This is a genomic window from Kitasatospora sp. NPDC054939, from assembly GCF_053610105.1.
In genome coordinates this window covers 20,350-46,937 of the sequence record NZ_JBSGXP010000057.1, presented here as the reverse complement: position 1 = coordinate 46,937, position 26,588 = coordinate 20,350, and the positions used below count along the sequence as shown (strand labels likewise).

Sequence of the window (26,588 nt, the reverse complement as noted above, 5' to 3'; positions counted from 1 at the left end):
CACCTCAAGCGCCGCCGCGTGGCCCCGGAGTTGTCAAAAAGAGCCCCGCCCCCCAACGGCGGGGGTCCGCCCGGGTCTCCGCCCCCACCCCCTCGGGGCCTTTCGGCCGGGGTTCAGCGCAGGGCGGCGAGCACCGCGTCCGCCATGACCTTCTCGCCGGTGGCGTTCGGGTGGAACGGCACCGCGGGGGAGCCCGGCAGGGCGCCCTCGATCCAGCGGTCGTCCGAGCAGACGTCGTGCCCGGCGGTCGGGGTGGCGGTGTCCACGTAGGTGGCGCCGTTGGCCGCGGCGGTGTTCTTCAGCATGGTGTTCAGCTTCACCAGCACCCCGTGCAGGTAGGCGACGTCGCCGACGGTCACCGGCTGGCGGGCGAAGCACTTCCACTCGTCGGCGGGGAGCACCGACGGGTAGCCGACCAGCACGATCCGCGCCCCCGGCGCTTTGGCGCGGATCTTCTTCAGCACGTCCGCGATGCGCGGTGCGGCGCCCGCGACCCGGTCGGCCAGGTCGTCGTTCCCGTACCGCCAGGACCAGCTGCCCCAGTCCCAGTACCCGTGGTGGAAGACGTCCTTGCACGGCGTGCCGAGCGGGTTGACCAGCGCGCCCGCCATGCAGGTGGCGATCACGTCGCCGACCCCGAGGTCGGTGACGCCCAGGTCGTTGCCGCCGACGGTCAGGGTCACCAGGTCGGTGTCCGCGGTGACGGCGTTCAGCTGGGCGTCGTTGACCCGGATGAACGCGTCGTACTGCGGCTCGGTCATCGCCTTCACCTTGGCGGCGGCGCAGGTGACGTCGGTGTACTTGGCGGCGCCCAGCGCCCGCGCCACCAGGCGCCCGTAGTTGCGGTCCGAGCGCAGGCAGAGCCCGGCCGACTGCCCGGGCACACCGGCCCCGGAGGCGTACGAGTCGCCGAGCGCGACGTAGTGCCGGGGCGAGGCGACGGTGGCGGCCCGGGCGTCGGTGGTGGTCAGGGCCAGGGCGGCGGCCAGTACGACGGCGCCCAGTAGGACGGGGCGGGACCGCGGGGTGGCCGGGCGGGCCGGACCGGGCGCGTCGGCGGAGCCCGTCGAGGAGTCGGGGCCGGTCGAGGAGCCGGGGCCGGTCGGGCGGTTCAGGGCAGCACGGAGCTTCCGGGCAGGGCGGAGCACGGTTCCTCCTGGGGGAGAAGAACGGGGTGGGGGGTCGTGCCAGCCGGGCCGCAGCTTCTACTACTGCAAAGTAAGTTACTGTCAGGTTTCGCTTTCGTCCATGGATGGCGCGGAATTCGCTAAACTCGTCTCCGGATATTTCGAATTACGCTCCACTGTGGAGCGGAGGTATTTCCCGTACACCGTGGAGCGGAATTCCCGCACCGGCTTGTTACCGACCGGTTGACGGGTGCGGGCGCAGGCCCCAGGATCGGACCACCGCGGCACCGCCCGCCCCGGCCGCCACCCGCCTTCCCCGTCGCCCGCTCCGCCCCACCGCCGCCCGTTCCGCCTTCCCGCGCGACCCCGGAGGACCCCCGCATGGCCCTGGACGCCGACGTCATCGTCATCGGAGCCGGACTCGCGGGACTCGCCGCGACCGCCGAACTCGCCGACGCCGGACGGAAGGTGATCCTGCTCGACCAGGAACCCGAGGCCTCCCTCGGCGGGCAGGCGCACTGGTCCTTCGGCGGCCTCTTCCTCGTCGACTCGCCCGAGCAGCGCCGCATGCGCATCCGCGACTCGCACGCCCTCGCCCGGCAGGACTGGTTCGGCACCGCCGGATTCGACCGCCCCGAGGACGACTGGCCGCGCCGCTGGGCCGAGGCCTACGTCGACTTCGCCGCCGGGGAGAAGCGCGCCTGGCTGCACGCCCAGGGCGTCCGCTTCTTCCCCGTCGTCGGCTGGGCCGAACGCGGCGGACTGCACGCCGACGGCCCCGGCAACTCGGTGCCCCGCTTCCACATCACCTGGGGCACCGGCCCCGGCCTGCTCGAACCCTTCGTCCGCCGGGTACGGGCCGGCGCCGACCGAGGGCTGGTCGACCTGCGCTTCCGCCACCGGGTCACCGGCCTCGCCGCGCACGCCGGCGTCACCGACACCGTCACCGGCGAGGTGCTGGTCCCCAGCAGCGCGGCCCGCGGGCAGGCCAGTTCACGCGACGTGGCGGGCGCCTTCGAACTGCGCGCCCAGGCCGTGATCGTCACCAGCGGCGGCATCGGCGGCAACCACGAACTCGTCCGCAAGGCCTGGCCCGCCCGCCTCGGCACCCCGCCCGCCCGGATGCTCTCCGGCGTGCCCGCCCACGTCGACGGGCTGATGCTCGACGTCGCCGCAGCCGCCGGCGGCCACCTCGTCAACGGCGACCGGATGTGGCACTACACCGAGGGCATCGAGAACTGGGACCCGATCTGGGCCCGGCACGGCATCCGCATCCTCCCCGGCCCCTCCTCGCTCTGGCTCGACGCCCGCGGCCGCCGCCTGCCCGTCCCGCTCTACCCCGGCTTCGACACCCTCGGCACCCTCGAACACCTCAGGACCACCGGCCACGACCACACCTGGTTCGTCCTCACCCAGAAGATCATCGAGAAGGAGTTCGCCCTCTCCGGCTCCGAACAGAACCCCGACCTCACTGGCCGCTCCCTGCGCGGCGTCCTCGGCCGCGCCCTGCCCGGCGCCCCCGGCCCCGTCGAGGCGTTCAAACGGCACGGCGCCGACTTCGTGGTGGCCTCCGACGTCGCCGACCTCGCCCGCGGCATGAACGGCAAGACCGGGCAGCAGCTCATCGACGCCGACGACCTGCGCCGCACCATCGAGGCCCGCGACCGCCAACTCGCCAACCCGTACGGCAAGGACCTCCAGCTCACCGCCGTCCGCGGCGCCCGCCGCTACCTCGGCGACAAGCTCATCCGCACCGCCGCCCCGCACCGCCTGCTCGACCCCGCCGCCGCCCCGCTGATCGCCGTTCGGCTGCACATCCTCACCCGCAAGTCGCTCGGCGGACTGCAGACCGACCTGTCCTCCCGCGTCCTGCGCGCCGACGGCACGGTGCTCGACGGCGTCTACGCCGCCGGCGAGGCGGCCGGCTTCGGCGGCGGCGGAGTCCACGGATACCGCTCCCTGGAGGGCACCTTCCTCGGCGGCTGCCTCTTCTCCGGCCGCACCGCCGGCCGCGCCGCCGCAGCCGCCCTGGCCTGAACCCGCGTCCGTGCCCCCGGGTGTGCACCCGGGGGCACGGGCCGGCGGGCGGTGGGGCAGAATCTGGTGATCGCGGGGGCGTCCGTCGCGGCCCGGGCCGCCCGGGAGCCGGCCGGTACGCCGCCGCTGCCGCTCGGAGTCGCCGGGCACGAGGGTTCCACCGTCGTCGTCGGCCCAACGGCCTGCGGTTGCCGCGCGGGTGCGCGGGGCGGCGGGCCGTCGCACTGGACTGAGGAGAGGACCCTGATGGCTCGTCGAGACCGTGAGCGCAGGCCGGCCACCGCCCCGGTGACGGTCACCGTCTGCCGCGACTGCTGCTGCGGCAGCGTCAGGAAGCACCCGGAGGTCGACCACGCCGCCCAGTTGGAGCGCCTGCGGCAGGCCGTCGGCAGCGCCGGCACGGTGCGGGCGGTCAAGTGCCTGGACGTCTGCGAGAAGTCGAACGTGGTCGTCGTCGGCCCCTCCCGCGAGGGCCGGGAGGCGGGCGGCAGGCCGGTCTGGCTGGGCTGGGTGCTGCAGGACGACATGGTCGACGAGGTCGCCGAGTGGGTGCACGCTGGCGGTCCGGGGATCGCCGAACCGCCCGGCCTGCTCGATCTCCAGCGGATCAGCGTCTCGCGGCGCGTCCGGGACGGCCTGCCGGGCTGACCGGGGAGGGCCGGGAGGGCCGGAACCGCGGAGGCCGTCCTCTCACGGCGGCGCTGGCACTAGCATGACCGGTGGCCCCGACCCGGGAGGAATCCGCCGTGACCACGGTCTGCCGCATCTGCGCGGGCACCGGACGTACCGCCGGCCTCAGTTGCCGCACCTGTCAGGGCACCGGCACCACCGAGGTCGGCGGCGGGGGCGGCAACTGCTTCCTCTGTGACGGCACCGGCGTCTACGTCCGCTACCGGGTCGACGCGACCGGCGCCAAGCACGCCTACCGCGACGAGGTCTGCCGTACCTGCGACGGCACCGGCAACCGCGCCCCGACGGCGTGGGGCGACACCGCCGCGACCTGAGCGGCGCCGGCCCGCCGTCGTCAGGGCGCGACCCGGCGGCCCAGCAGCAGGAACCCCGCGGCGGCGGCCAGCCCGGCCGCCGCGCAGCCCGTCCAGAGCGTGCCGCCGCCCCACCGGTCGTAGGTCCAGCCGCCGACCGCCGCCGCGAGCACTCCGCCGACCGACCAGGCGAAGGCCCCGGCGCCCTGGTAGCGGGCCTGGCTGCGGGCCGGGGCGAAGCGGGCGGTGACCTCCAGTGAGACCGGGCCGCTGACCACCTCGCCGGCGGTCCACACGACGACGGTCAGCGCGAAGCCGGCCGCCGAGCCGGCGAGCGCGGTCAGGCCGAAGCCGGTGCCGCAGAGCAGGGCGGCGAGCGCCAGCAGGGCGAACGGCGGCCGGCCGGCGACCAGTCCGCCCACCGGCACCTGGGCCAGGCAGACCAGCACCCCGTTCAGGGCGAGTACGGCTCCGCAGGCGGCGGGGCCGAGCCCGGCGTCGGCCATGGCGACCGGAAGGGTGGTCGTCAGCTGCTGGAGGATCCCGGCGATCAGGACGAACAGCGCCGCGCAACAGAGGAACGGCCGGTCGGCGAGCAGTTCCCGCAGTCCGCCGCGGCTCCCGGTTCTCGCGGTCGGTCCGGCGGTCGCCGGCCCGGGATCCGGTCCGGCGGCCGGGACCCGGAGCAGGACGAGGGCGGCGCAGAGCAGGGTCGCCGCGGCGTCGGCGAGGAACAGCGGGGTGTAGCCGAAGCGGACCGCCGCCCCGGCGAGCAGGACCGAGGCGGAGAAGCCCAGGTTGGCCGCCCAGTAGTCGAGCGCGAACGCCCGGACCCGGTCGCGCGGGTCGAGCAGGGCCGTCATCAGCGCGGCGGAGGCCGGGCGCGCGGCCGCGGCGGAGCAGCCGAGCAGCAGTGCGGCCGCGATCAGCGGGCGCTCGCCCGGGGCGAGGGCGAGTGCGGTGGTGGCCGCCGCGGTGCCCAGGTGGGCGGTGAGCAGGGTGGGCCGGCAGCCGAAGCGGTCCGCGGCCAGGCCGCCGAGCAGGGCGCCCGCCATGCCACCGGCGGCGGCGACGGCGGCGACCGCTCCGGCGAAGGCCGGCGACCGGCCGTGCTCGACGGTCAGGCAGAGCGTCAGGAACGGGACGGCGAAGGTGCCGAGCCGGTTGACGAGGGTGCTGCTCCACAGCCACCAGAAGGCGGTCGGCAGCCCGCCGACGGCCCGCTCCCGGGAGCGGCGGACGCGTTGCGCGAGTGCCCGCCCGCTCACTCCCCGGCGTCCCGCAGGGCTGCCTCCAGTTCCCGGGCCCGGACGACCTGCGGGTGCGCCGGGCCGAGCACCGCCTCGATCTCGGGCACCAGTTCGGTCAGCAGTCGCAGTGCCGTGACGGGGTCGCCGGTGCGCGCGGTCCACTCGGCGAACTCGACCCGGCAGCTGAGGAAGATCCGGTGTTCCGGGGTGAACACGGTGCCCAGTTCGGCCAGCAGGGCCCGCATCTGCTCCCGTGCGCCCTCGGGGTCGCCGAGTTCCCCCGTCCAGTGGGCGAGCCGCCAGCGCACCCCGTACGGGTAGGAGTGCAGGGGGCCGAGGGCCTCGGTGAGCCGGGGCAGCAGCCGGCCGAGGGTATCGAGGGTGTCCGCGGGATCGCCGCACTCGGCCCGCCAGTGGACGAGCTCGGTCGCGGCGATCAGCCGCAGCGGGTGCTCGGGCGGTGCGTGCCGCCCGACGTCGGCGAGCAGGTCGTGCCAGAGCTGCAGGGCGGCCTCGCTTCGGCCCGCCTGGCCGGTCCAGGAGGCGAGGTTGGCCCGGGTGTTGAGGGCGCGCAGGTCCTCCGCGCCGTACACCTGCTCCTGGCGCCGGAGCAGTTCGCCGTAGCCGGTCAGCGCGTCCTGCGGTTTGCCCTGCTCGCCGGTCCAGTAGGCGAGCAGGGCCAGCGTCTCCACGCAGCGCGGGTCGAGCGGGCCGAGGTCCGCCTCCCGGGCGGCCAGGACCTCCCGGTGGGCGTCCACCGCCTCGAGGGTGTGCCCGGCGCGTCCGGCCCAGTCGCCGGCCGCCGTCAGCGCGGCGAGCGTGCGCCCGTCGTACGGGCCGAGCAGCCGGGCGAGTCGGGTGTGCAGCTCGCGGGCGAGGGCACGGGCGGTCTGCGGCGAGCCGGCCCGCCCGATCCACTCGGCGAGGTCGAGCCGGCCGGCCAGCACCCGCAGGTCGTCCGGGCCGTGCCGGGCGATCAGCTGTTCCAGCACCTCCTCGCCGCGCTCGACGGCGCCCCGCCAGTCCTCGGCCGCGACCAGGGCGGCGAGTTCGGCGTCCTGGAGGGTCAGCACCTCGAAGCTGCCCGGGGCCGTCCCACCGGCGGCGGGCCGTTCCGCGGAGGTGGCGAAGTGCCGCAGCAGTGGCTCCGAGGAGGCGGCGAAGGCGGTGGCGCCGGGGGCGAGGGCGTCCGGTCCGGTGAGGTCGGCACGCAGGGCGGGCAGCGTCGGCCCGCTCGACCGGGGTGCCCGCAGGGCCTCGGTGACCAGGTCGGTGACCGCCAGCAGGTCGGCCACCGGCACGGTCTCCAGCAGCAGTTCGCGCAGGCCCGGCCGGAACTCGTACGCGGCCGGGCCGCGGCCGACCGGGCCGGGGGTGCGGCGCAGCAGCCCGCCGAGCAGGACCTCGGCGAGTACGGCCGGGTCGACCCGGCCGTGCACGGCCCGCTGGACGAGCCGCATCAGTCCGAGGGTCAGCGGTCTGGTGGCGGCCAGGTGCCCGGCCAGCCGGAACGCCTCGGGTGAGGCGGCGCGGCGGAAGTGCGCCAGCCGGCCCGCCAGATGGGCGGGTGCGGGTGCGGGTGCGGCGGTGGCCGAGGGCCCGGGGCCGGCGTCCGGGGCGGTGGCCGGTCCGAGGGTGATGCTCGGCAGCACCGCGGGCCGGCCGGCGGTGACCAGCGAGGCCCAGGCGGCGACCGCGGCCGGCTGCAGGTCGAGCACCGGCACCGGCATCCCGGGCGGCGTCACTTCGGGCAGCACCGGGTCGGCGGCGTCCAGCGCGGCGTTGGCGGCGCCCGGTCGGCGGGCGCGGAGCAGCAGCCGTTCGGGGGCCAGGGCGCTGCCCGCCCAGAGCCGTTGCGGCAGCGGCTGGACGACCGCGGTGGGGCAGCGGCCGCCCCACCGGGCGAGCAGGGGCGCGATCCGTCCCCGGTGCCAGCCCGCGCCGATCGCGTCGGAGACCACGAGCACGGCGCCGCGCCCGTCGGCCGGGCAGACCGAGCCGGGGGAGACCGGCGCGGCGCTCCGGGAGAACGGGCGGGCGCGCAGCACCGGCCCGTCCTCGGCCCGGCTGTCCAGGCCGTAGCAGCGCACGGTGCGGAAGACGCCGACGGTCTCCAGGACCTCGCGCAGGGCGGCGGCGGTGTCCTGCCACAGCTCCATCGACAGGCCGTCGTCGACCACGAGGGCCGCGCTCAGCCAGCGTTCGGGGCGGGGGCGCAGGACGAGGTCCAGCACCCCGGTCTCGGCGATCAGTTCGGCGGTGGCTCCCTCGTCCAGCCGCTGTGCGTGGCGGGACGGCGCGGTGCGTTTGAGCGGGCGCAGGGCGCGGCCGAACGGGAGGGCGTCGGGGAGCGCGCGGCCGGCCGGGACCCGCACCGCCCGGGCCGACGACCCCGGTGCGCCGCCCGCGGTGGGGGCGTAGAGGTCGGCCGGGTGGGGTGCGGCGCCCGGCGGCGGCGCGCCGCCGGGCAGGGCCGCGCCGCGGGCGGGGGCGTCGGTGCCGGGCGGGTCGGCGGGCGCCGGCGGGGCGGGGTGGCCGAGTCCGCCCGCGGGGATGCGGTCGGCCAGCCAGAGGACGTCCAGCAGCTCGCCCGGGGTGAGGGCGAGGCCGGCCGGGGCCAGTGCCTCCTGCAGTCGCTCGATCATCCGAGGCCGGGCTCCGCGTCCTCCAGCGGGCGCAGGACGGCGGCGAGCAGTCCGTCGCGGCCCAGGTCCACCCCGCTGATCCGCAGGTGGACGGCGTTGAGCAGTTGGTCGGTGGCCAGCGCGGCGCGGTCGTGGTCGCGGCGGTGCAGGAACGCCTCGATGAGGTCCTCGCCGGCCCGCAGGCCGTCCTCGCCGAGGTGGGTGCGGACGATCTCGCGCAGCCGCTGCTCCCCGGGCTCGGGCAGGTCCAGGCGCAGGCAGCGGCGCAGGAACGCGGGCGGGAAGTCCCGTTCGCCGTTGCTGGTCAGGATGGTGACCGGGAACTCGTGGCAGGAGACCACGCCGTGGTGGACGGCGTGCCGCGCCCGGGTGCCGGTGAGCATCACCCGGACGTCGGGGCTGTCGTCGGGCAGCCTGCTCAGTTCGGGGATCTCGAACTCGCCCTCCTCGAAGACCACCAGGAGGTCGTTCGGCAGGTCCAGGTCGCCCTTGTCGAGCTCGTCGACCAGCAGCACCCGGGGCCGGCCCGGGCGGCCGGTGGCGAGCGCGGTGCCGAGCGGGCCGAGCCGTACGTAGCTGCCCATGTCCGGTTCGGCGGCGCCGAGTTCGCGGGCCCGGCCGGTCTCGCGGAGCCGGCCGACGGCGTCGTAGCGGTAGAGGCCGTCCTGCAGCGCGGTGCGGCTGTTGACCGGCCAGCGCAGCACCGGGCCGAGGCCCAGCTCGGCGGCCACCGAGGCGGCCAGCGAGGACTTGCCGGTGCCGGGGCGGCCGGTGACCAGCAGCGGGCGGCGCAGGTGCAGGGCGGCGTTGACCACGTCCACCTCCTGCGGGCCGATCCGGTAGTCGGCGGCCGGGCGGCGCGCTGCGGGGAGGTCCCCGACCGGGCCGGACGGGCCGGGTGCGGCCCCGCCGAAGCGGCGCCACGGCGGGGCGGCGGGCAGCGGGAGGGTGCGGACCCCGCCGTTGCCGCGGTAGATCCGCCACTCGTCCGGGCCGTCGCCGTCCGTGCGGTGCGGCGCCGCGGGGCGCTCGCCGTCCGCCCCGCTCCGGTCCGCCGGGCCGTCGCCGACCCGGTCGGGCGCGCCGCCGGATGCCTCGTCGGTCATCGCCGATCTCCCTTCCACAGCCCGGGGTTCAGTCCCGGGGGTCGCCGAGCCGCAGGGTGTCCGGGTGGCCCTCCGGGCCGTCCCAGACTAGGGCCAGATTGCGGTGCAGACCGTCCGGCGACTCGCCCAGCCGGGCCTCGTACACCACCCGCGGCAGCTCGTGCGGGGCCGAGCCGTCGACCAGCTCGCGCAGCCGCCCGGGGGCCGGGCCGGGTGCGGTCGGTCGCAGCCAGACGACCCCGGGGACGCCCACCGCCAGGGCGATGGCCCGCAGCCGGGGCAGTTCGCTGCTCGGGCAGCAGAGCGCCACACCGCAGACCGGGACGGGGGCTCCGCGCTGTTGCACCGCCGGGTCGTGGCGTTCCAGCAGAGCGACCCGCCCGGACCTCAACGCCTGCCAGCGGTAGCGCAGTTCGGGCAGGAAGGCGGCGCGGCGCAGCTCCGGGCTGCGGATCACGCAGAGGAAGTCCTGGCCGAGCACGCCGGGGAACAGCTCGTCGGGGCGGTAGACCCACTGGTCGACGGCCAGGTCGAGTTCGTCGGCGGGGACGAACCACTCGACCGTCGGCACCGCGCCGGGTTCGGTGTGCCGGGTCAGGTCCTCCAGCAGCGCTCCGAGTTCCGCCAGCAGCCGGCTGCGCGGCACCGGGGTGTCGCAGGTGCTGCGGTGCAGCGGCAGCCCGTCGGCGTCGGCCGCGTGCAGGGTGTAGCCGAAGGTGTCGGTGCCGGTGGCCCGCCACAGCTGCACCTGTACCACGGGTGCGGCCGGTGCGCCGCCGGGCCGGCCCGCGGCCCCGGCCGCCGTCCGGCGGGCCTCCGCCGACTCCAGGGCCTGCGCCCGGTGTTCGGGCAGCGCCTCGGCGAGTCCCAGCCGGTGCGCGACCGCGTCGTTCCAGGCGGTCAGCGCCCGGGCGGTGGCGGGCTGTCCGGCCCGGGCGGCGGCGAACTCCACGGTGCGCAGCAGCTGCGGGACGCGCCCGTGCCGTGGCCGGTAGCGCTCCAACTCGGCCACCGCGGCGGGCCAGTCGGGCGAGCGGAGGTCGGGTCCGAGCGGCAGCGCCTCGGCGGCGCAGCGGCGGGGGTCCGGGGCACCGGCGGCGAGCAGGTCGAGGAGTTCGCGGTGCTCGCCGGCGGTCAGGAACCGCTCGGGCGAGGCCAGGACGCCGGTGGTGGCGATCCACTGCCGCTGCTCGGTGCCGGAGGCCGCTGCCGCCAGCCGGGCGAGCAGGGTCGGCACCCCGTGCGGGGCGGCGGCGGCGAGCCGGGCGAGCTGCTCGGGGGTGGTGACGGCGGCGCGGTCGTGTCCGCCCGGCCCGGGCGGGTCCCCGGGCCGGCCGGGGTCCTCGGGCCCGTCGGGGTTCTCGGGTCGGCCGGGGTATTCGGGCCCGCCGGGGTTCTCGGGCCCGTCGGGGCCGAGGTCGGCGAGGAACTGCGCGGTGAGGGCGGCGAGGCCGGCGGGCGAGGGCAGCACCGCCCGGATCGGCCCCAGCAACTGCTGGACGAGCGGGTCGAGCGGGGCCTCCTCGGGCCCGGCCAGTGCGGGGACGGGCTCACCGGCCTCGGCGAACAGCCGCCCGAGGTCCCAGGTCGGCACGGCGAACGCGCGCAGCCCGCTGCGCCCGACCACCAGGCCCACCACGCGCTGCTGCTCCCGGTCCCACAGCGGCGAACCGCTGTAGCCCTCGACGACGGCCTGGGCGGAGCCGGGCGAGTCCAGCACGATCCACCGCTCGGTGACCCCCTGCACCACGGCGGCGGCGATGGTGCTCGGGGCGCCGCTGCCGAACCAGGCGTACGCGGTGCGGCCCGGGCGGCAGCGGCCCACGGGGGCCGGGCGGGCGGCGGCCGGCGGGTGGAGCAGGCGCAGCAGCGCCAGGTCGCCCGCCCATTCGATGTCGCCCGCCTGTGCCGGGCTGCCGTCGGGGCGGCGCGCGGGCAGCCAGGCGACGAGTGCGGCGTGCAGGCGCAGCCGAGGGTCGGTGCCGGGCAGCGCGACGGTGAGCCCGTCCAGCCCGTCGGGGCGCTGCTGGGCGAAGTCGTCCCGCCCGAAGACCTGGTTGACGACGTGCGCGCAGGTGAGGACGGTGTCCGGGGTGAGCAGGACGCCCCCGCCGTACGCCTCGGCGTCGGACTGCCAGTGGAGTGCGGCGTGGGCGAGCTTGACGGCGCGGTCCGGGTCGTCCGGGGCCATCCGGCTACCTGCGGACGGCGTCGGCGGGCCTCGGGACGGTGGTGCCGGTGCTGATTCCGGTGGTGGCGGTGCTGTCGGCGTCCCGGCCGCCCGGCGTCCAGGTGGCCCGGACGGTGATGGTGGCCTCGCCCGCGGCCGAGGTGATGCCGAGCTTGAGGTCGTGGCTGAGCCTGATCCCGAGTTCGACGGAGACCTCGTCCGGCGGACGGACCGCCGAGGTGACGGCCGCGTGCACCGAGTCCAGGACGCCGCCGAGCGGGCGCAGCACGTCGGAGAGGGCCTGCCCGGTCGCCTCGGCGGCGCGGCGGGCCCGGCCGACGCCGACCGGCACGACGGGTGCGGTGCCGGCGGGAAGCCCGGCCGGGGCGGAGGCGGGCGCCGCGGCGAGGTGCGGCGGGCCGCCGACGACCTCCAGGAGTACGCCGGTGCCGTCCGCCAGCTTCAGTTCGACTGTGTCCCCCATGGGCTCATGATGGCACAGCGGCACCGTCCGTGACGGTGTTTCAGTACGCCGGGCCGGGCCCGTTCGCGAGGGGTGCGGGACCGCGGCGCCGGCCCGGCCGTGCAGGCCGGCGCTCAGACCTGGCGGTAGGTGGCGAGGAAGCGGCCGATGCGGTTGATGGCGGTCTCCAGGTCGTCGGCCCGGGGGAGGGTGACGAAGCGGAAGTGGTCGGGGCGCGGCCAGTTGAAGCCGGTGCCCTGGACGACGTGGATCTTCTCGCGGAGCAGCAGGTCCAGGACGAACTGCTCGTCGTCGACGATCCGGTGCACCGCCGGGTCGAGCCTGGCGAAGGCGTACAGGGCGCCCTTGGGCTTGACGCAGCTGACGCCGGGGATCTCGTTGAGCGCCCGGAAGGCGACGTCGCGCTGTTCGGCGAGCCGGCCGGTCGGCAGCACCAGGTCCTCGATGGACTGGTGGCCGCCGAGCGCCGCCTGCACCGCGTACTGGGCGGGGACGTTGGGGCACAGCCGCATGCCGGCGAGCATGGTGAGGCCCTCCAGGTAGCTGCTCGCGTGCTGCTTGGGGCCGGAGACGACCAGCCAGCCGCTGCGGAAGCCGGCCACCCGGTAGGACTTGGAGAGGCCGTTGAAGGTGAGGGTGAGGACATCCTCGGCGAGCGCGGCCAGGCAGTGGTGCTCGGCGCCGTCGTAGAGGATCTTGTCGTAGATCTCGTCGGCGAGCACCATCAGCTGGTGCCGGCGGGCGAGGTCGAGGACTCCCTCCAGCAGCTCCTTCGAATAGACCGCGCCGGTGGGGTTGTTGGGGTTGATCACCACGATGGCCTTGGTGCGGTCGGTGATCTTCGCGGCGATGTCGTCGAGGTCCGGGTACCAGTCCGCCTGCTCGTCGCAGAGGTAGTGCACGGCCTTGCCGCCGGCCAGCCGGACCACCGCCGTCCAGAGCGGGAAGTCGGGCATCGGGACGAGCACCTCGTCGCCGTCGTCGACCAGCGCGGTCACGGCCATCTGGATCAGCTCGGAGGCGCCGTTGCCCAGGTACACGTCGTTGACGGTGACGCCGCTGACGCCGCGCTGCTGGTAGTACTGCACGACGGCCCGGCGGGCGGGCAGGATGCCGCGGGAGTCGCTGTAGCCGTGGGCGTTCGGCAGGTTGCGGATGATGTCCTGGACGATCTCCTCGGGCGCCTCGAAGCCGAACGGCGCCGGGTTCCCGGTGTTCAGCCGGAGCACGCTGTGCCCGGCCTCCTCCAGCGCGTTGGCCCGGTCGACCACCGGCCCGCGGATCTCGTAGCACACGTTCGTCAGCTTGCTGGACTGCCGAAACTCCATCTGCGGCCTCCCGACCGTCACCTGCCCATCGTGGTTACTTTGTTCTACCAAGTAAGCACTTGGAAAGTCCAACCTTTTGGCTATGCTGATCACCATGCCACGTCGAAGCTACGACCAGTACTGCGCCGTCGCCCGCGCCCTCGACACCGTCGGCGAACGCTGGAGCCTCCTGATCGTCCGTGAACTCCTGGCCGGTCCGCGCCGCTACACCGACCTGCACGCCGACCTGCCCGGCGTCTCCACCGACATCCTCGCGGCACGGCTCAAGCAGCTGGAAGGCGACGGCGTCGTCGTGCGCCGCAAGCTCGAACGCCCCGCCAACGCCACGGTCTACGAGCTCACCGAGCGCGGCACCGGACTGCACCCCGTCATCACGGCCCTCGGCGCCTGGGGCGTCCCCGCCCTCGGCGAGCAGCGGCCCACCGACGCGGTCCGCGAGCACTGGGTCACCGCCGACGCGTAGCCGGGCGGGGTGCGGGTTCGGGCGCGGGCGCTGCAGGAGCGGGTGCGGGTGTCGGCGCGGGTGCCGGAGGCATGCGGGCGCGGGTGCGGGTGGCGGGCGCGGCGTGGGAGGGGTTCGCGCAGTCTCCCCCCGAGCTGCGCGAACCCCGTCCGGGCCGGCGGGGGGTGTCGGTGATCAACTCCCCCGAGGCTGATCACGGCCGCCGGCCGGCGGCGCCGGGGGTGGTGCCCGCCCGGCGCACCACCAGAGTGGACCGGACCGATAAACGACCGATCGACGGCCGATGAGCGCCGCCGTTCATCCCGGCGTTCATCCCCGCGCAGTCCCGCCCCCGGTGGGCGGGGCGCCGCCCTACCGGCGCGTAACATCGACGGATCATGGAGAACACTGCCGCCCCCGGGCCGTTCGGGCCGCACCGGGGCTACACCAGCTACGTCGCCGTCGGGGACTCCTTCACCGAGGGCATGTGCGACGACCTGCTGCCCGACGGCCAGTACCGCGGCTGGGCCGACCGGGTCGCCGAGCGGCTCGCCGCCGAGCAGCCCGCCGGGACGTTCCGGTACGCCAACCTCGCGGTCCGCGGGAAGCTCATCGGCCAGATCCACGGCGAACAGGTCGCCGACGCCGCCGCCATGGCCCCCGACCTGGTCACCCTGGCCGGCGGCCTCAACGACGTGCTGCGCCCGCGCTGCGACATCGCGGAGGTCGAGCGGCTGCTCGGCGGCGCCGCCACCGCACTGCGGGCCGCCGGCGCGACCGTGGTCATGTTCACCAGCACCGACCCCACCCGCCGGATGGCGGGCAGCGCCCGACTGCTGCCGACGATCCTGCGGATGAAGGCCTTCGTGCAGGAGCTGGCCCAGGACCCGGGCATCGCGGTGGTCGACCTGTACTCCGCGCCGTGCTTCGACGACCGCCGGCTCTGGGACGAGGACCGCCTGCACCTCTCGCCGGAGGGCCACCGACGGGTCGCCGAGGGCGTCCTGGAAGCCCTCGGCCGCCCCGCCGCGTTCGACTGGCGGGCACCGCTGCCGACCGCCGCGCCGCCCACCCGCACCGAGCAGCTGGGGGCCGACGCCCGCTGGCTGCGCACCCACCTGGGGCCCTGGGTCGGACGCCGGCTGACCGGCCGCTCCTCGGGGGACGGCCGCCCGCCGAAGCGCGGCGAGCTGCTGCCGTACGAGTAGGCTGGCTCGGTTCGGGGCCCCGGAGGTCGGTGCCCCCGCCGAGTGGAGGACAGCCGCACCGTGCCCGACCCGCACCAGACCGCGCCCGAGCCGCACCGGAACGCGCCCGAGCCGCACCGGAACGCACCGGAGCCGCACCGGAACGCGCCGGAGCGGAGCGCGCCCTACCAGGCCCCGCCCGCGCCGCCGCGGACGGGGCCAGGGCCGCTGCGGTCCGGCGCCGAGCCGCCGCCGACCGGGGCCGGCGCGCCCCGGACCGGACGGCTGGAACTGGTCTCCGACTGTGCGAGCTGCTTCGGCCTGTGCTGCGCGGCGCTGCCGTTCGTGGCCGGGGCGGACTTCGCCGCGACCAAGGCCGCCGGCACGCCCTGCCGCAACCTGCAGGACGACTTCCGCTGCGGCATCCACACCCGGCTGCGCGAGACCGGCTACCAGGGCTGCACCGTGTACGACTGCTTCGGTGCGGGCCAGCACGTCTCCCAGGTGACCTTCGGCGGCCGGAGCTGGCGGGAGGAACCGGGCAGCGCGTCGTCGATGTTCGCGGTCTTCCCGGTCGTGCGGCAGCTGCACGAACTGCTGCGGTACCTGGACGAGGCGCAGGGCCTGCCCGCCGCCCGGCCGCTGCGGCGCGAGCTGGACCGCGCGTACGACGAGGTCGAGCGGCTCGGCCGGGGGAGCGCCGAGGAGATCCTCGCGGTGGACGTGCCCGCCCGGCGGCAGGCCGTCGGCGAGCTGCTGCTGCGGGCCAGCGAGCTGGTCCGGGCCGCGGTGCCGCGCCGCCGCGAGCACCGGGGCGCCGACCTCATGGGTGCCCGGCTGCGCGGGGCGGACCTGCGCGGCGCCAACCTCCGCGGCGCCCTGCTCGTCGCGGCCGACCTGGCCGGCGCCGACCTGCGGCTGGCCGACCTGATCGGCGCCGACCTGCGTGACGCCGACCTCTCCGGGGCCGACCTCACGGACGCGGTCTTCCTCACCCAGCTCCAGCTGAACGCCGCGCGCGGCGACGCCGGGACCAAGATCCCGCGCAGCCTGACGCGGCCGGGCCACTGGTCGCCGGAGGCGCGTCCGGTGGCGGCCGCCCGACCGTCCAGGGACGCCAGGCCGGCCCGGGACGCCAGGCCGGGACGGGACGGGAAGTCGGGCGGGGCACGCGCCCAGCAGTCGGGCCGCGACCGGCAGTCGCCCCGGGCGCAGGAACAGGGACGGGCGCAGGAACAGGGCCGGCCCAAGGGCCAAGGCCAAGGCCAGGGCCAGGGTCAGGGCCGGGGGCAGGCACCGGAGAAGGGGCGGGCCCGGCGCGGGCCGAAGCAGCAGCCCCCGCAGTCCGGCCGGCGGGAGCAGCCCGGCAAGGGCGGCGGCCGGCCGGCCGGGTAGCCGGCGGGCTCAGGCGGCAGCGCCGGTGGTGTTGCGGATCATCCGCTGGAGTACCCGCAGGGCGGTGGCGTAGTCGGCGTCGTCGATGCCCTCGTGGATGCGGTCGCGGATCGCGGGGGCGTTCCGCTTGAGCGCGGCGCGGGCCTCGTCCCCGGCCTCGGTGATCCACAGGCGGTCGTCGGCGTCGCGGGTGAGCCAGCCGCGTTCGGCCAGGACCTCCGCCTCGGCCCGCAGGTCGTCCTCGGGCCGGAGGTAGGAGGCCATCGCCCGGTACAGCTCGGGTACGGTCATGCCCCGGCCGTCCGGTGAGAGGTCGTGCTTCGACAGGTTCCGCAACAGCCAGTACTGGGGCTGTGTCCAGCCGAGTTCGGCCTGCCGGGCGCGGGTGAAGGCGATCAGGGCCTCGTAGGCGACCCCGGTCCAGTACGCGGCCGGCTGGGCGGCGATTTCGGCGTCGGTGGGCTCGACGACGGTTTCGACGGCGGTGGTCTGACGGTCGGTCATCTCGCTGCTCCCTGTCGGGTGATCGCTGATGGACGCAACCGTAGGAGTTCAAGCGAGCTTCAAGTCAAGCGGTCGCCCCGCCGCCGCCCAACCGCCGCCACCCCACCGGCCCGCCGCTGCTACGCCGGGGGGAGCAGCCGTCCGCGCAGCTCGGCCACCAGCGCCTCGTCCACGCCGAGCCGCTCGACCGCGTAGCCGTACGTCGAGCCGTGCGCGGCGGTGAAGTCCGCCAGGACGTGCCGGATGACGTCCTCCGGGGCCCGCCCGAAGCCCGGCCAGCGCAGCTCCCGGCCCGGATTGGCCGCGTGCCAGTCGGCGACGAACCGCGGCGAGGCCAGCTCGGTGAGGGCGAAGTCGGCGGCGATGTCGTCCTCGGAGACCCCGAGCAGGGCGAGCACCAGCGCCGCTATCAGCCCGGTGCGGTCCTTGCCCGAGGCGCAGTGGAACACCAGCGGCCCGTCGGCGCCGGCGATCACGTCCAGCGCCTGCCGGATCTCCACCACGCCGTCGTCCGCGACCTCGGCGAAGCGGTCGGCGAGGTAGCGCCACGGGTCGAGCTCCGGGTCGATCTCGGCCTGGTCGTACGGGCGGTGCTCGATGCTCAGGTTGTGGTACGCCGGCGCCTCGCCCTGCGGCACCCGCCCGCGGGCCTCGATCTCCCACGGGTACCGCAGGTCGATCACCGTCCGCACGCCCAGCTCCCGGAACCGCTCCAGGTCGGCCGGCTCGGTGAGCTTGCCCAGCGAGTCCGCACGGTAGAGCAGCCCCCACCGGACCGCCCGGCCGTCGACGGCCCGATAGCCGCCCAGGTCACGGAAGTTGTGGAGTCGTTCGAAGGCGATGTGTCGGATCATGATCAACAGATTAGGCGTCGCCGGGTAGGATCGCACCGGTTCGCGGGCCCCGATTCGGCGCCAACCTGGTCGGCCTTGCCCACCTCGCGGCCGTCCAGGATCGCCACCCCGACGCCCGCCGACTGCTCGCCGAGGCCGCCGGGTTGGCCGAGCGGGCAGGGGCGCACGGTGTGCTCCGCCAGGTGGCGGAGGCCTGGGCGCAGCTGGCGCCGGACGCGGCGGCCGCGGACTGACGGGCCCGCCGCCGGAATCGGGTGGGGCGCGGTGGGTGCGGATCACTAGCATGCTCCGATGGCAAGTATCGATGCGTTGATTCCGCCGTCCGGGCAGGCCGACGAGGCCGGTCTGCGCGCCCTCGACCCCGGGCGGCTCGCCCGGTACGTGGCCGACCCGTCGCACGAGGGGTGGCGGCGCGTGCCGTGTGCGCTGGCGCTCGCGGGGCGGGTGCCGGAGGCGTACGTACCGGCGTTGCTGGACCGGATCCGGGACACCGGGGAGGTCAAGGGGGTGCGCCTCGCGCTGCTGGACGTGCTGGGAGACCGGGTCGAGCTGCTGCCCTGGTTGACGGCGCCGGAGCGGGCGGACGAGTACGCGCACCGGATGCCGGAGGCGTTCCTGAGGGGCCGGGCGCGGCTGGGCGACCTCACTGCGGCGCCCGCGCTGGCGGCGTTGGCGACCAGCGGGCGGTGGGACCGCAGGCTCGCCGGGGTGGACGGGCTCGACCTGCTGGCCGACCGGCGCGGGATCGAGCTGGTGGCAGCGGAGTTGGGCGAGGACGGGCCGGAGGTCCGGGCGTTCCGGCTGCTCGTGCGCGAGCGTGCGGGCGAGGACGTCACCGACGGGCTCGCCGACCCGGATTCCGCCGTCGCCGACCTGGCCGCCTGGCTGATCGACGACCCGGCGCTGCTCCGCGCCCACCTGCCGCAGGCGCCGACCGTGACCGCCGCGCTCCGGACCGCCCTCGCCCTCTACCGCATCACCGAGGACCGCGACGAACTCCGCGCCCACTACGAGGCGTTGGGTCGACCCCGGGTGGAGGTCGAGGACCTCGACGAGGAACTGCGGTTCGCCGTCCTGCGCGAGTACGGCTCCGAGGGCCACCAGCGGAGCGATCCGCGCTGGCTGGTGGAGGCGCTCGCCACCGAGCCCCCGGAGCCGCCGGACGCGGAGGCCCAACTCGCCCGTGCCGGTGCGGCGCTGGCCGCCGCCGGTCTCGATCCGAAGCCGGCGGTCTCCTGCGGCGAGGAGCACCAGCAGGGCGAGGGTACCTACCACCTGATCGAGCACGCCCGCGGGGCGGTGCACGTGAGCACCCTCGGGCGCTTCGCCGCCGCGGCGGGACTCGTCGACGAGGACGAACTGCCAGCCCGGGCGGCGCTGGAGGCGGCCGGGTTCCGCTGGATCGACCAGGACCTCGGGTCGACGACGGTCACCGACCTGTACGTCTACTACTTCGGGCACCGGGGGCCGATGGACCTGCACACGCTGCTCTTCTACTGGCAGGACTGACCGAGCCGCGGCAGCCGGAACGGTCCATGCGGGGAGGCGCCCTGCCGGGCCCGTGCCGGCCGGCCGTCAGCGCACCCGGCCGTCCCAGCTCCAGGCGCCGGGCGCCTTGCGGGGGTGGTCGGGGAGGGCGGTGCGGCCGGTGGACCAGAGGAGTCCGGCGGCGTCCCGGGAGGGTGCGTCCGGGAAGAGGCGGGCGACCGCGGGGGCGGCGAGGTCGTCCGGGACCGTCCAGTCCAGGCCGAGGCCGCGGGCCAGGTCGTGGGTGTGGACGAGGAGTTCGACCGTTCCCATGGCGGCGAAGCCGGGGCCGTCCGAGGGGCCCCACGGGTGCCAGGCGCGGGCCTCGGGTTCGGTGTCGCGGACGACCGTGGCGAGCAGCGAACCGGCGATCCGCACGCCCTCCAGGCAGTGCGGGATCGGGGCCGCCGGGTCGAGCGAGCCGAACAGGGTGATGTAGCGGTCGGTCGGGCGGGCGGTGAGCAGGCCCGCGTAGCCGAGCAGGCCGAGGGCGAGGTGGTCCAGGGTGGCGCGGGCCGTCCAGTCGCTGCCGGGCGGGCGCTGCGACCAGTCGGCGTCGGCGGCCCCGGCGAGGGCACCGGTGGTGGCGCCGGCGGTCGCGGTGAGCAGCGTCGGCCAGTCGGTGTCGACGAGACCGGCACCGGACGGGACAGGGGCGGGCGCGGTCAATTGGTGATCACCTCGATCAGGCGGGCGTAGCTGTCGGCGCCGTGGCCCTCGGCGATCGCGCGGGCGGTCTGGCGGTGGAACAGTTCGGGCAGGGCGGTGTCCACGCCGCGGTCGCGGCTGGCGTGCAGCAGGTGCTCCATGGCGGCGAGGTGGACGTCGAGGGTGGCGTCGTCGCCGGGGTACGCGCCGGCGTCGGCCTGCGGGGCGTACGCGGTGAGGAACCCGGTGACGGCGTCGGAGAGCCAGCGGTTGGCGACCCGGGTGAACTCGGTGGCCGGCACGCCGTCGGCCCGGGTGAGGGCGGTGCCGTGCAGCCAGCCGCCGAGGGTGGACCACATCAGGCCGAGCAGCGCGGTGTCGTACAGGGAGGCGCTGCCCGGGTCGGTGCCGAGGTCGATCGGGTCGCCCAGCGCGGCGAGGGTGCCGCGGTGGGCGGCGAGGGCGTCCGGGGCGCCGCTGTAGAGCAGCATGGTGCCGGGGGAGCCGATGTTGGGCGGGGTGTTCATGATCGCCCCGTCGAGGTAGGTGATCCCCAGGCCCGCCGCCCAGTCGGCGGTGGCGCGGGCCTGCTCGGGCGAGCCGGAGGTGAGGTTGACCAGGGTGCGGCCGGCCAGGGCCGGTTCGCTGCCGGCCAGCAGGGCGCGCAGCGCGTCGTAGTCGAGCACGCAGGCGACGACGAGGTCGGCGGCGCTGACCGCCCCGGTGACGTCGGCGGCCCGGACGGCGCCGCGGGCGACCAGCGGTTCGGCGCGGGCGGGGGTGCGGTTCCAGACGGTGACGCGGTGACCGGCCGTCAGGAGGGCGTCGGCGAGCGCGGTGCCCATCGCGCCGAGGCCGAGGACGCCGACCTCGACGCCGGCGGTGGCGGGGGTGGTGGTGGATGACATGGGTGTGCGCTCCTCGGGAGGGGGGTGGGAGGGGCCGGGGCCCGTGGTGGGAGGGGCCGGGGCTCCGTTGATCGAACAGTCCCCACTCTCGTGGCCCGGCGGGCCCGCCGACAGTGGCAGGATTGCCCTTGGGCGTACGTTTCCTGCCAGGGGGGCAGCATGGGCGAGCAGTTCGACCGACCGGAGCAACCCACGGGGACGGTCCGGGCGGATCCGGTACCGCGGAACGGACCCGGCACGGTGGCCGTCGCCGTGGTCGACCACGACGAGCTCCCGTTCTGGGACCTCTACGAACTCGGCATCGCCTGCGCGGTCTTCGGCACCCCGCAGCCGACCATCAGCGACCGCTGGTACGACCTGCGCCTCTGCGCCGAACGTCCGGACCCCTACGGCCGCCCCGCCGCCGACGGCCCCGCCGCTGGCCGTCCCGCTCCCGACGGCCCCGCCCCCGACGGCCCCGCCCCCGGCCGTCCCGGCTCCGGCTTCTCGCTGCGCGCCCCGCACGGCTGGGAGGAACTGGCGGAGGCGGACACCGTGCTGGTCGCCGCCCTGCCGGAGGAGATCGTGGAGGGCGTGCGCGAGGTGCCCCCGGCGCTGGTGGCGCAGCTGCGGCGGGCGGCCGACGCGGGGGCGCGCATGGTGTCGCTGTGCACCGGCGCGTTCGCGCTCGCGGCGGCGGGCCTGCTGGACGGGCGGCGCGCGACCGCGCACTGGGCGCACACCGCCGAACTCGCCCGCCGCCACCCGGCCGTCACGGTGGACGACAGCGTGCTGTACGTGGACGACGGCGACGTGCTCACCAGCGCGGGCGCCGCCGCCGGACTGGACCTCTGCCTGCACATCGTCCGCCGCGACCTCGGCGCGAACGTCGCCAACCGGCTCGCCCGCCGGCTCGTGGTGCCCGCCCACCGGCCGGGCGGGCAGGCCCAGTTCGTCGACCTGTCGGTGCCGGTGACGGACGACGACAGCCTCGCGCCGGTGCTGGAGTGGGCCACCGCCCACCTCGAAGAACCGCTGACCGTCGACGACCTGGCGCGCCGGGCCCGGATGAGCCCGCGCACCTTCTTCCGCCGGCTGCAGGCCGCCACCGGTACCACCCCGCTGCAGTGGCTGCTCGACCAGCGGGTGGCGCGCGCCCAGACCCTGCTGGAGGCCACCGACCTCCCGGTGGAGCAGATCGGCGAGCGCAGCGGCCTGGGCTCGGCGACCAACCTGCGGCGCCACTTCACCGCCCGGGTCGGCGTGACGCCCACCGACTACCGGCGGTCCTTCGCCGCCGCGGCCGGCCGCACGCCCTGAGCCCCGCCGGTGTGCGGGGCCGCCGGAGCCGCCGCCACGCCGGTCCCCGCCGGTGTCCCCGGCACCTGCCAGAATGCAGGGGGTACGGCGACAGCAACAGTAGGAGAAGGTGACCGGCTCAGTGAGCACGCCAGTCGATGAGGTGGCCAAGCAGGCTCAGCAGGCCGTCGAGCGGAAGATCGCCGAGGAGTTGGGCGTCCGCCAGGCCCAGGTGAAGGCGGCGGTCGAACTGCTCGACGGCGGCGCGACGGTGCCGTTCGTCGCCCGCTACCGCAAGGAGGTGACCGGCTCGCTCGACGACGCCCAGCTGCGCACGCTGGAGGAGCGGCTGCGCTACCTGCGCGAGTTGGAAGAGCGCCGGACCGCCGTCCTGGAGTCCGTCGAGGCCCAGGGCAAGCTGGACGACGCGCTGCGCGCGCAGATCCTGGCCGCCGACTCCAAGGCCCGCCTGGAGGACATCTACCTGCCGTTCAAGCCGAAGCGGCGCACCAAGGCGCAGATCGCCCGCGAGGCCGGGCTCGAACCGCTGGCCGACACGCTGCTCGCCGACCCGGCGCAGGACCCGGCCGCGGTGGCCGCCGGCTACCTCAACGAGTCGGTGGCCGACGCGGCCGCCGCCCTGGAGGGCGCCCGGGCGATCCTGGTCGAGCGCTTCGGCGAGGACGCCGACCTGGTCGGCTCGCTGCGCGAGCGGATGTGGACGCGCGGCCGGCTGGTCGCCACCGTCCGGGCGGGCAAGGAGCAGGACGGCGCCAAGTTCGCCGACTACTTCGACTTCGCCGAGCCGTACACCAAGCTCCCCTCGCACCGCATCCTGGCGATGCTGCGCGGCGAGAAGGAGGAGGTGCTCGACCTCGAACTCTCCCCGTACGACGCCGAGGACGGCGGGGACCTCCCCGGCGCCGGCGACTACGAGCAGCGGATCGCCGCCCGCTTCGGCGTCGCCGACCACGGCCGCCCGGCCGACAAGTGGCTCGGCGACACCGTCCGCTGGGCCTGGCGCACCCGCATCCTGGTGCGCCTCGGGATCGACCTGCGCGGCCGGCTGCGCCAGGAGGCCGAGGACGAGGCGGTGCGGGTCTTCGCCGCCAACCTGCGCGACCTGCTGCTGGCCGCCCCGGCCGGCACCCGCGCCACCATGGGCCTCGACCCGGGCTTCCGCACCGGGGTGAAGGTCGCGGTGGTGGACGCCACCGGCAAGGTCCTCGGATACGAGACGATCTACCCGCACCAGCCCGCCAACAAGTGGGACGCCTCGATCGCCGCGCTGGCCGCGCTGGCGGCCCGGCACCGGGTCGACCTGGTCGCGATCGGCAACGGCACCGCCTCCCGGGAGACCGACAAGCTCGCCGAGGACCTGATCAAGCGCCACCCCGAGCTGAAGCTCACCAAGGCGATGGTCAGCGAGGCCGGCGCCTCGGTCTACTCGGCCTCCGCGTTCGCCTCGCAGGAGCTGCCGGACCTCGACGTCTCGATCCGCGGCGCGGTCTCGATCGCCCGCCGGCTGCAGGACCCGCTGGCCGAACTGGTCAAGATCGACCCCAAGTCGATCGGCGTCGGCCAGTACCAGCACGACCTGAGCGAGGTGAAGCTCTCCCGCTCGCTGGACGCCGTCGTCGAGGACTGCGTCAACGCGGTCGGTGTCGACGTCAACACCGCCTCCGCGCCGCTGCTCACCCGGGTCTCCGGCATCACCGGCACGCTCGCCGACAATATCGTGGCCCACCGCGACGCCAACGGCCCGTTCCGCACCCGCAAGGCGCTCAAGGACGTCGCCCGGCTCGGCCCCAAGGCCTTCGAGCAGTGCGCCGGCTTCCTGCGCATCCCCGACGGCGACGACCCGCTCGACGCCTCCGCCGTCCACCCCGAGGCGTACCCGGTGGTGCGCCGGATCCTCGCCGCCACCGGCGGGGAGCTGCGCGGGCTGATCGGCAACGGCGCGGCCCTGCGCGCCCTGCGCCCGGGGGACTTCGCCGACGACACCTTCGGCATCCCGACCGTCACCGACATCCTCGGCGAGCTCGACAAGCCCGGCCGCGACCCGCGCCCGGCGTTCCGCACCGCGACCTTCAAGGAGGGCGTCGACAAGATCGGCGACCTGGAGGTCGGCATGGTGCTGGAGGGCGTCGTCACCAACGTCGCCGCGTTCGGCGCCTTCGTCGACGTGGGCGTGCACCAGGACGGTCTGGTGCACGTCTCCGCGCTGTCGAAGAACTTCGTCAAGGACCCGCGCGAGGTGGTCAAGCCGGGCGACATCGTCACCGTCCGGGTCACCACGGTGGACGTGCCGCGCAAGCGGATCGGGCTGACCCTGCGGCTGGACGACGAGGTCGGGCGCGGCGGCAGCGGCGGCTCGGGCGGCGGCTCCCGCGACCGGGGAGACCGCGGCGACCGGGGAGACCGCGGCGAGCGGGGCGGTCAGCGCGGCTCGCGCCCGCCCCGCCAGGACCGCCGCGGCTCCGGCGGCGGTACGGGCGGCGGTTCCGGCTCGCCGGCGCCGCTGGGCAACAGCGCCATGGCGGACGCGCTGCGCCGGGCCGGCCTGGCGGGCGGCGGCGGGCAGGGCCGCCCCGACGACCGCCGCTCCGGACGGCGCTGAGGCGGCTGAGGGCCGGTGGACCCGACGGTCCACCGGCCCGCAGCCGTACCGCCCCGGGTCCGTGCCCGGTACGGTGCGGCCGGGGCGCGCGGGTTCAGCCGCGCAGCTCGACGGCGAGCGCGATCAGCTCGCCCCACCAGGCGTCGTGGCTGCGCGCCAGCAGGCGCTGCGCCTCGGCGGGCTCCACCGCCCGTACCTCGACGACCTGTTCGCCGTCGTCCGGGTTGGTCGGCGCGGACTCGACCGCGACCTCGGCCCAGCCCCAGAGCCAGGCCTTCTCCGGGTGCGGCTGCCACGGCCGGTACGGCACCGGGTCGTCGGTGACGCAGCGGTGCGCGCCCAGCCAGTGCGGCGCGCCGACCAGCCGGGCGCCGGCCTCCTCGCGCAGCTCGCGGACCAGGCAGGACTCGATGCTCTCGGCGCTCTCCCGGGTGCCGCCGGGCAGGAACCAGTGGTCGCGCGCGTCGCGGCACAGCACGACCTTGCCGTCCTGGAAGCCCACGACGTGGATGTTGGTGATCAGCTCGTCCGGGGGGAGCTCGGTGGAGAACTGGGCGTCGTAGCGGCCCCAGGCCCAGTACTGCGGGGCGTGCAGCGCGGGGAAGCGCGCCGTGACGTCGGCGTCGATGGCGCGCCGGGTGCGGTCGGTCTCGGTGTGGTCGGCTCTGTCCGCGGAGGTGTCCGTCCGGTCCGTCGTATCTGTCATCGGATACCTCCAAGGAAACCCCGGCCTCTGGGCCGGGAAGGAATCGGGTCGCCCGCTCAGCGGGTCTGGGACAGCGGCTCCGCCGTTTTGATAGATGATTATCCGTCACCTGGTGCAGAGATGGCTGATATTGTCCGATCCGTGGTGAACACCCACGTGAAGCGGGCTTTCAAGTACCGCTTCTACCCGACCGATGCGCAGGCGGCTGAGCTGTTGCGCACGTTCGGGTGCGTGAGGAAGGTCTACAACCTGGCTTTGCAGGTTCGTACGGAAGCGTGGACGCTGCGCCGGGAGCGGGTCGATTGCACCGCCACCTCCGCGATGCTGACCGCGTGGAAGAAGACCGAGGAGCTGGCATACCTCTGCGAGGTGTCGTCAGTCCCGCTGCAACAAGCGCTGCGGCACCTGCAGCGGGCATTCGCCAACTTCTGGCAGAAGCGGGCGAAGTACCCGACGTTCAAGAGCCGGAAGAAGTCCCGCCGCTGTGCCGAGTACACCGGCTCGGCGTTCCGGTTCCGGGACGGTCGGCTGACGTTGGCGAAGATGGTTGAGCCGCTGGCGATCGTGTGGTCGCGCCCGATGCCGGATGGCGCTTCGCCGTCCACGGTCACGGTGTCGCAGGACGGCGCGGGACGCTGGTTCGTCTCGATGCTGTGCGACGACCGACCGACCATGCCCGCGCCGGTCGACGCGGCCATCGGGATCGACGTCGGTATCACCAGCCTGGTGACGCTCTCCACCGGGGAGAAGATCACCAACCCCCAGCACGAGAGCAGGGACCGGGAGCGGCTGGCGAAGGCCCAGCGGGAGCTGTCCCGCAAGGCCAAGGACTCCAACAATCGGGCGAAGGCGCGGGTCAGGGTAGGTCGGGTGCACGCCCGGATCGCCGACCGGCGCAGGGACTTCCTGCACAAGCTCACCACTCGACTCGTCCGTGAGAACCAAACGGTCGTGATCGAGGACCTGTCGGTCCGCAACATGATCAAGAACCGCACGCTCGCCCGCGCCGTCTCCGATGCGTCGTGGTCCGAGATGCGGTCGATGCTGGAGTACAAGACCGCCTGGTATGGGCGGGAGCTGGTGGTGGTGGACCGCTGGTTCCCCTCCTCCAAGCTGCGCTCCACCTGCGGCATCTTGCACGGCACGATGCCGCTGAACGTCCGCGAGTGGACGTGCGACTGCGGGACGGCCCACGACCGGGACGTCAACGCGGCAAAGAACATCCTGGCCGCCGGGCTGGCGGCCGCAGCCTGTGGAGACGGTGTAAGACCTCAACGGAGCACTCCGGGCGGGCCGTCGTCGATGAAGCAGGAAGTAGTCCCACCGCAGGGCACACGCCCAGCGGCTCAGCTGCGAGGCTGAGGGGAACCCCCGTCCTTAGGACGGGGA

General features: G+C 75.5%; 20 protein-coding genes and 2 pseudogenes. 10 read left to right on the top strand and 12 right to left on the bottom strand.

The genetic code is table 11. The features are described 5' to 3' along the window. Positions 1–113 precede the first annotated feature (113 nt). Positions 114–1,148, bottom strand: coding sequence for an SGNH/GDSL hydrolase family protein (locus ACWGB8_RS18355; protein ID WP_452214530.1), 1,035 nt, complete (start codon positions 1,146–1,148; stop codon positions 114–116). Positions 1,149–1,508: 360 nt separating this feature from the next. Between ACWGB8_RS18355 and ACWGB8_RS18350 the strand changes: the two genes are divergently transcribed. The 3 genes from ACWGB8_RS18350 to ACWGB8_RS18340 all read left to right on the top strand — a co-directional run bounded on the left by ACWGB8_RS18350 (position 1,509) and on the right by ACWGB8_RS18340 (position 4,168). Further along, positions 1,509–3,164 (top strand): FAD-binding dehydrogenase, encoded by a 1,656-nt coding sequence (locus tag ACWGB8_RS18350; protein ID WP_452214529.1) that lies wholly within the window; start codon positions 1,509–1,511, stop codon positions 3,162–3,164. Between the two features lie 246 nt (positions 3,165–3,410). After that, on the top strand, positions 3,411–3,812 hold the full coding sequence (locus ACWGB8_RS18345) for a (2Fe-2S) ferredoxin domain-containing protein (protein WP_452214528.1): 402 nt from the start codon (positions 3,411–3,413) through the stop codon (positions 3,810–3,812). 98 nt (positions 3,813–3,910) lie between these two features. Continuing rightward, positions 3,911–4,168 (top strand): hypothetical protein, encoded by a 258-nt coding sequence (locus tag ACWGB8_RS18340; RefSeq protein WP_452214527.1) that lies wholly within the window; start codon positions 3,911–3,913, stop codon positions 4,166–4,168. A 20-nt stretch (positions 4,169–4,188) separates the two neighbouring features. Here ACWGB8_RS18340 and ACWGB8_RS18335 read toward each other — a convergent pair whose 3' ends face one another. From ACWGB8_RS18335 to ACWGB8_RS18310, 6 genes are all read right to left on the bottom strand, one after another. After that, positions 4,189–5,415 carry an MFS transporter gene (locus ACWGB8_RS18335; RefSeq protein WP_452214526.1) on the bottom strand — a complete coding sequence of 409 codons (1,227 nt, stop codon included), beginning with the start codon at positions 5,413–5,415 and terminating at the stop codon, positions 4,189–4,191. After that, positions 5,412–8,042 (bottom strand): SAV_2336 N-terminal domain-related protein, encoded by a 2,631-nt coding sequence (locus ACWGB8_RS18330; protein ID WP_452214525.1) that lies wholly within the window; start codon positions 8,040–8,042, stop codon positions 5,412–5,414. Before ACWGB8_RS18330 ends, ACWGB8_RS18335 begins: the two co-directional genes overlap by 4 nt. After that, positions 8,039–9,148: an AAA family ATPase gene (locus ACWGB8_RS18325; RefSeq protein WP_452214524.1), complete on the bottom strand. Its 1,110-nt coding sequence runs from the start codon at positions 9,146–9,148 to the stop codon at positions 8,039–8,041. Before ACWGB8_RS18325 ends, ACWGB8_RS18330 begins: the two co-directional genes overlap by 4 nt. A 28-nt stretch (positions 9,149–9,176) precedes the next feature. After that, positions 9,177–11,339 (bottom strand): VMAP-C domain-containing protein, encoded by a 2,163-nt coding sequence (locus tag ACWGB8_RS18320; protein ID WP_452214523.1) that lies wholly within the window; start codon positions 11,337–11,339, stop codon positions 9,177–9,179. 4 nt (positions 11,340–11,343) lie between these two features. Further along, the gene (locus ACWGB8_RS18315) at positions 11,344–11,802 is read right to left on the bottom strand and encodes a CU044_2847 family protein (RefSeq protein WP_452214522.1); all 459 of its coding nucleotides are present in this window, start codon (positions 11,800–11,802) and stop codon (positions 11,344–11,346) included. Positions 11,803–11,915: 113 nt separating this feature from the next. Continuing rightward, on the bottom strand, positions 11,916–13,130 hold the full coding sequence (locus tag ACWGB8_RS18310; protein WP_452214521.1) for a pyridoxal phosphate-dependent aminotransferase: 1,215 nt from the start codon (positions 13,128–13,130) through the stop codon (positions 11,916–11,918). 94 nt (positions 13,131–13,224) lie between these two features. Between ACWGB8_RS18310 and ACWGB8_RS18305 the strand changes: the two are divergent. The 3 genes and pseudogenes from ACWGB8_RS18305 to ACWGB8_RS18295 all read left to right on the top strand — a co-directional run. Further along, positions 13,225–13,575, top strand: a pseudogene (locus tag ACWGB8_RS18305) (winged helix-turn-helix transcriptional regulator); the annotation flags it as partial. A gap of 395 nt (positions 13,576–13,970) precedes the next feature. Beyond that, positions 13,971–14,780 carry an SGNH/GDSL hydrolase family protein gene (locus tag ACWGB8_RS18300; RefSeq protein WP_452214520.1) on the top strand — a complete coding sequence of 270 codons (810 nt, stop codon included), beginning with the start codon at positions 13,971–13,973 and terminating at the stop codon, positions 14,778–14,780. Between the two features lie 264 nt (positions 14,781–15,044). Next, positions 15,045–15,833: pseudogene (locus tag ACWGB8_RS18295) on the top strand (pentapeptide repeat-containing protein); the annotation flags it as partial. 330 nt (positions 15,834–16,163) lie between these two features. On the opposite strand, the gene ACWGB8_RS18290 reads toward ACWGB8_RS18295, so the two are convergent. Further along, positions 16,164–16,658, bottom strand: a complete 495-nt coding sequence (locus ACWGB8_RS18290) for a MarR family transcriptional regulator (RefSeq protein ID WP_452214519.1) — start codon at positions 16,656–16,658, stop codon at positions 16,164–16,166. A 119-nt stretch (positions 16,659–16,777) separates the two neighbouring features. Next, positions 16,778–17,512 (bottom strand): tyrosine-protein phosphatase, encoded by a 735-nt coding sequence (locus tag ACWGB8_RS18285; protein ID WP_452214518.1) that lies wholly within the window; start codon positions 17,510–17,512, stop codon positions 16,778–16,780. 291 nt (positions 17,513–17,803) lie between these two features. Here ACWGB8_RS18285 and ACWGB8_RS18280 point away from each other — a divergent pair, with 291 nt between their 5' ends. Next, positions 17,804–19,021, top strand: coding sequence for a hypothetical protein (locus ACWGB8_RS18280; protein WP_452214517.1), 1,218 nt, complete (start codon positions 17,804–17,806; stop codon positions 19,019–19,021). 66 nt (positions 19,022–19,087) lie between these two features. Here ACWGB8_RS18280 and ACWGB8_RS18275 read toward each other — a convergent pair whose 3' ends face one another. Beyond that, the gene (locus ACWGB8_RS18275) at positions 19,088–19,708 is read right to left on the bottom strand and encodes a maleylpyruvate isomerase N-terminal domain-containing protein (protein ID WP_452214516.1); all 621 of its coding nucleotides are present in this window, start codon (positions 19,706–19,708) and stop codon (positions 19,088–19,090) included. Next, on the bottom strand, positions 19,705–20,595 hold the full coding sequence (locus ACWGB8_RS18270) for an NAD(P)-dependent oxidoreductase (protein WP_452214515.1): 891 nt from the start codon (positions 20,593–20,595) through the stop codon (positions 19,705–19,707). The genes ACWGB8_RS18275 and ACWGB8_RS18270 overlap by 4 nt, the downstream gene beginning before the upstream one ends. Before the next feature lie 240 nt (positions 20,596–20,835). Here ACWGB8_RS18270 and ACWGB8_RS18265 point away from each other — a divergent pair, with 240 nt between their 5' ends. Continuing rightward, positions 20,836–21,894 (top strand): GlxA family transcriptional regulator, encoded by a 1,059-nt coding sequence (locus ACWGB8_RS18265; RefSeq protein ID WP_452214514.1) that lies wholly within the window; start codon positions 20,836–20,838, stop codon positions 21,892–21,894. Between the two features lie 121 nt (positions 21,895–22,015). Further along, the gene (locus ACWGB8_RS18260; protein WP_452214513.1) at positions 22,016–24,493 is read left to right on the top strand and encodes a Tex family protein; all 2,478 of its coding nucleotides are present in this window, start codon (positions 22,016–22,018) and stop codon (positions 24,491–24,493) included. A 94-nt stretch (positions 24,494–24,587) separates the two neighbouring features. Here the strand turns inward: ACWGB8_RS18260 and ACWGB8_RS18255 are convergent, their stop codons facing one another. Beyond that, a complete protein-coding gene (locus ACWGB8_RS18255) occupies positions 24,588–25,199 on the bottom strand; it encodes an NUDIX hydrolase (protein WP_452214512.1) in 612 nt (203 codons plus the stop codon). Between the two features lie 120 nt (positions 25,200–25,319). Between ACWGB8_RS18255 and ACWGB8_RS18250 the strand changes: the two genes are divergently transcribed. Further along, positions 25,320–26,561, top strand: a complete 1,242-nt coding sequence (locus tag ACWGB8_RS18250) for an RNA-guided endonuclease InsQ/TnpB family protein (RefSeq protein WP_452214511.1) — start codon at positions 25,320–25,322, stop codon at positions 26,559–26,561. Positions 26,562–26,588 lie beyond the last annotated feature (27 nt).

Bases quoted from the DNA above. Each gene is read 5' to 3' on its own strand.
- ACWGB8_RS18350 (WP_452214529.1), top strand. From the start codon at position 1,509: ATGGCCCTGGACGCCGACGTCATCGTCATCGGAGCCGGACTCGCGGGA.
- ACWGB8_RS18345 (WP_452214528.1), top strand. From the start codon at position 3,411: ATGGCTCGTCGAGACCGTGAGCGCAGGCCGGCCACCGCCCCGGTGACG.
- ACWGB8_RS18330 (WP_452214525.1), bottom strand. From the start codon at position 8,042: ATGATCGAGCGACTGCAGGAGGCACTGGCCCCGGCCGGCCTCGCCCTC.
- ACWGB8_RS18325 (WP_452214524.1), bottom strand. From the start codon at position 9,148: ATGACCGACGAGGCATCCGGCGGCGCGCCCGACCGGGTCGGCGACGGC.
- ACWGB8_RS18320 (WP_452214523.1), bottom strand. From the start codon at position 11,339: ATGGCCCCGGACGACCCGGACCGCGCCGTCAAGCTCGCCCACGCCGCA.
- ACWGB8_RS18315 (WP_452214522.1), bottom strand. From the start codon at position 11,802: ATGGGGGACACAGTCGAACTGAAGCTGGCGGACGGCACCGGCGTACTC.
- ACWGB8_RS18310 (WP_452214521.1), bottom strand. From the start codon at position 13,130: ATGGAGTTTCGGCAGTCCAGCAAGCTGACGAACGTGTGCTACGAGATC.
- ACWGB8_RS18300 (WP_452214520.1), top strand. From the start codon at position 13,971: ATGGAGAACACTGCCGCCCCCGGGCCGTTCGGGCCGCACCGGGGCTAC.
- ACWGB8_RS18290 (WP_452214519.1), bottom strand. From the start codon at position 16,658: ATGACCGACCGTCAGACCACCGCCGTCGAAACCGTCGTCGAGCCCACC.
- ACWGB8_RS18285 (WP_452214518.1), bottom strand. From the start codon at position 17,512: ATGATCCGACACATCGCCTTCGAACGACTCCACAACTTCCGTGACCTG.
- ACWGB8_RS18280 (WP_452214517.1), top strand. From the start codon at position 17,804: ATGGCAAGTATCGATGCGTTGATTCCGCCGTCCGGGCAGGCCGACGAG.
- ACWGB8_RS18270 (WP_452214515.1), bottom strand. From the start codon at position 20,595: ATGTCATCCACCACCACCCCCGCCACCGCCGGCGTCGAGGTCGGCGTC.
- ACWGB8_RS18255 (WP_452214512.1), bottom strand. From the start codon at position 25,199: ATGACAGATACGACGGACCGGACGGACACCTCCGCGGACAGAGCCGAC.
- ACWGB8_RS18250 (WP_452214511.1), top strand. From the start codon at position 25,320: ATGGCTGATATTGTCCGATCCGTGGTGAACACCCACGTGAAGCGGGCT.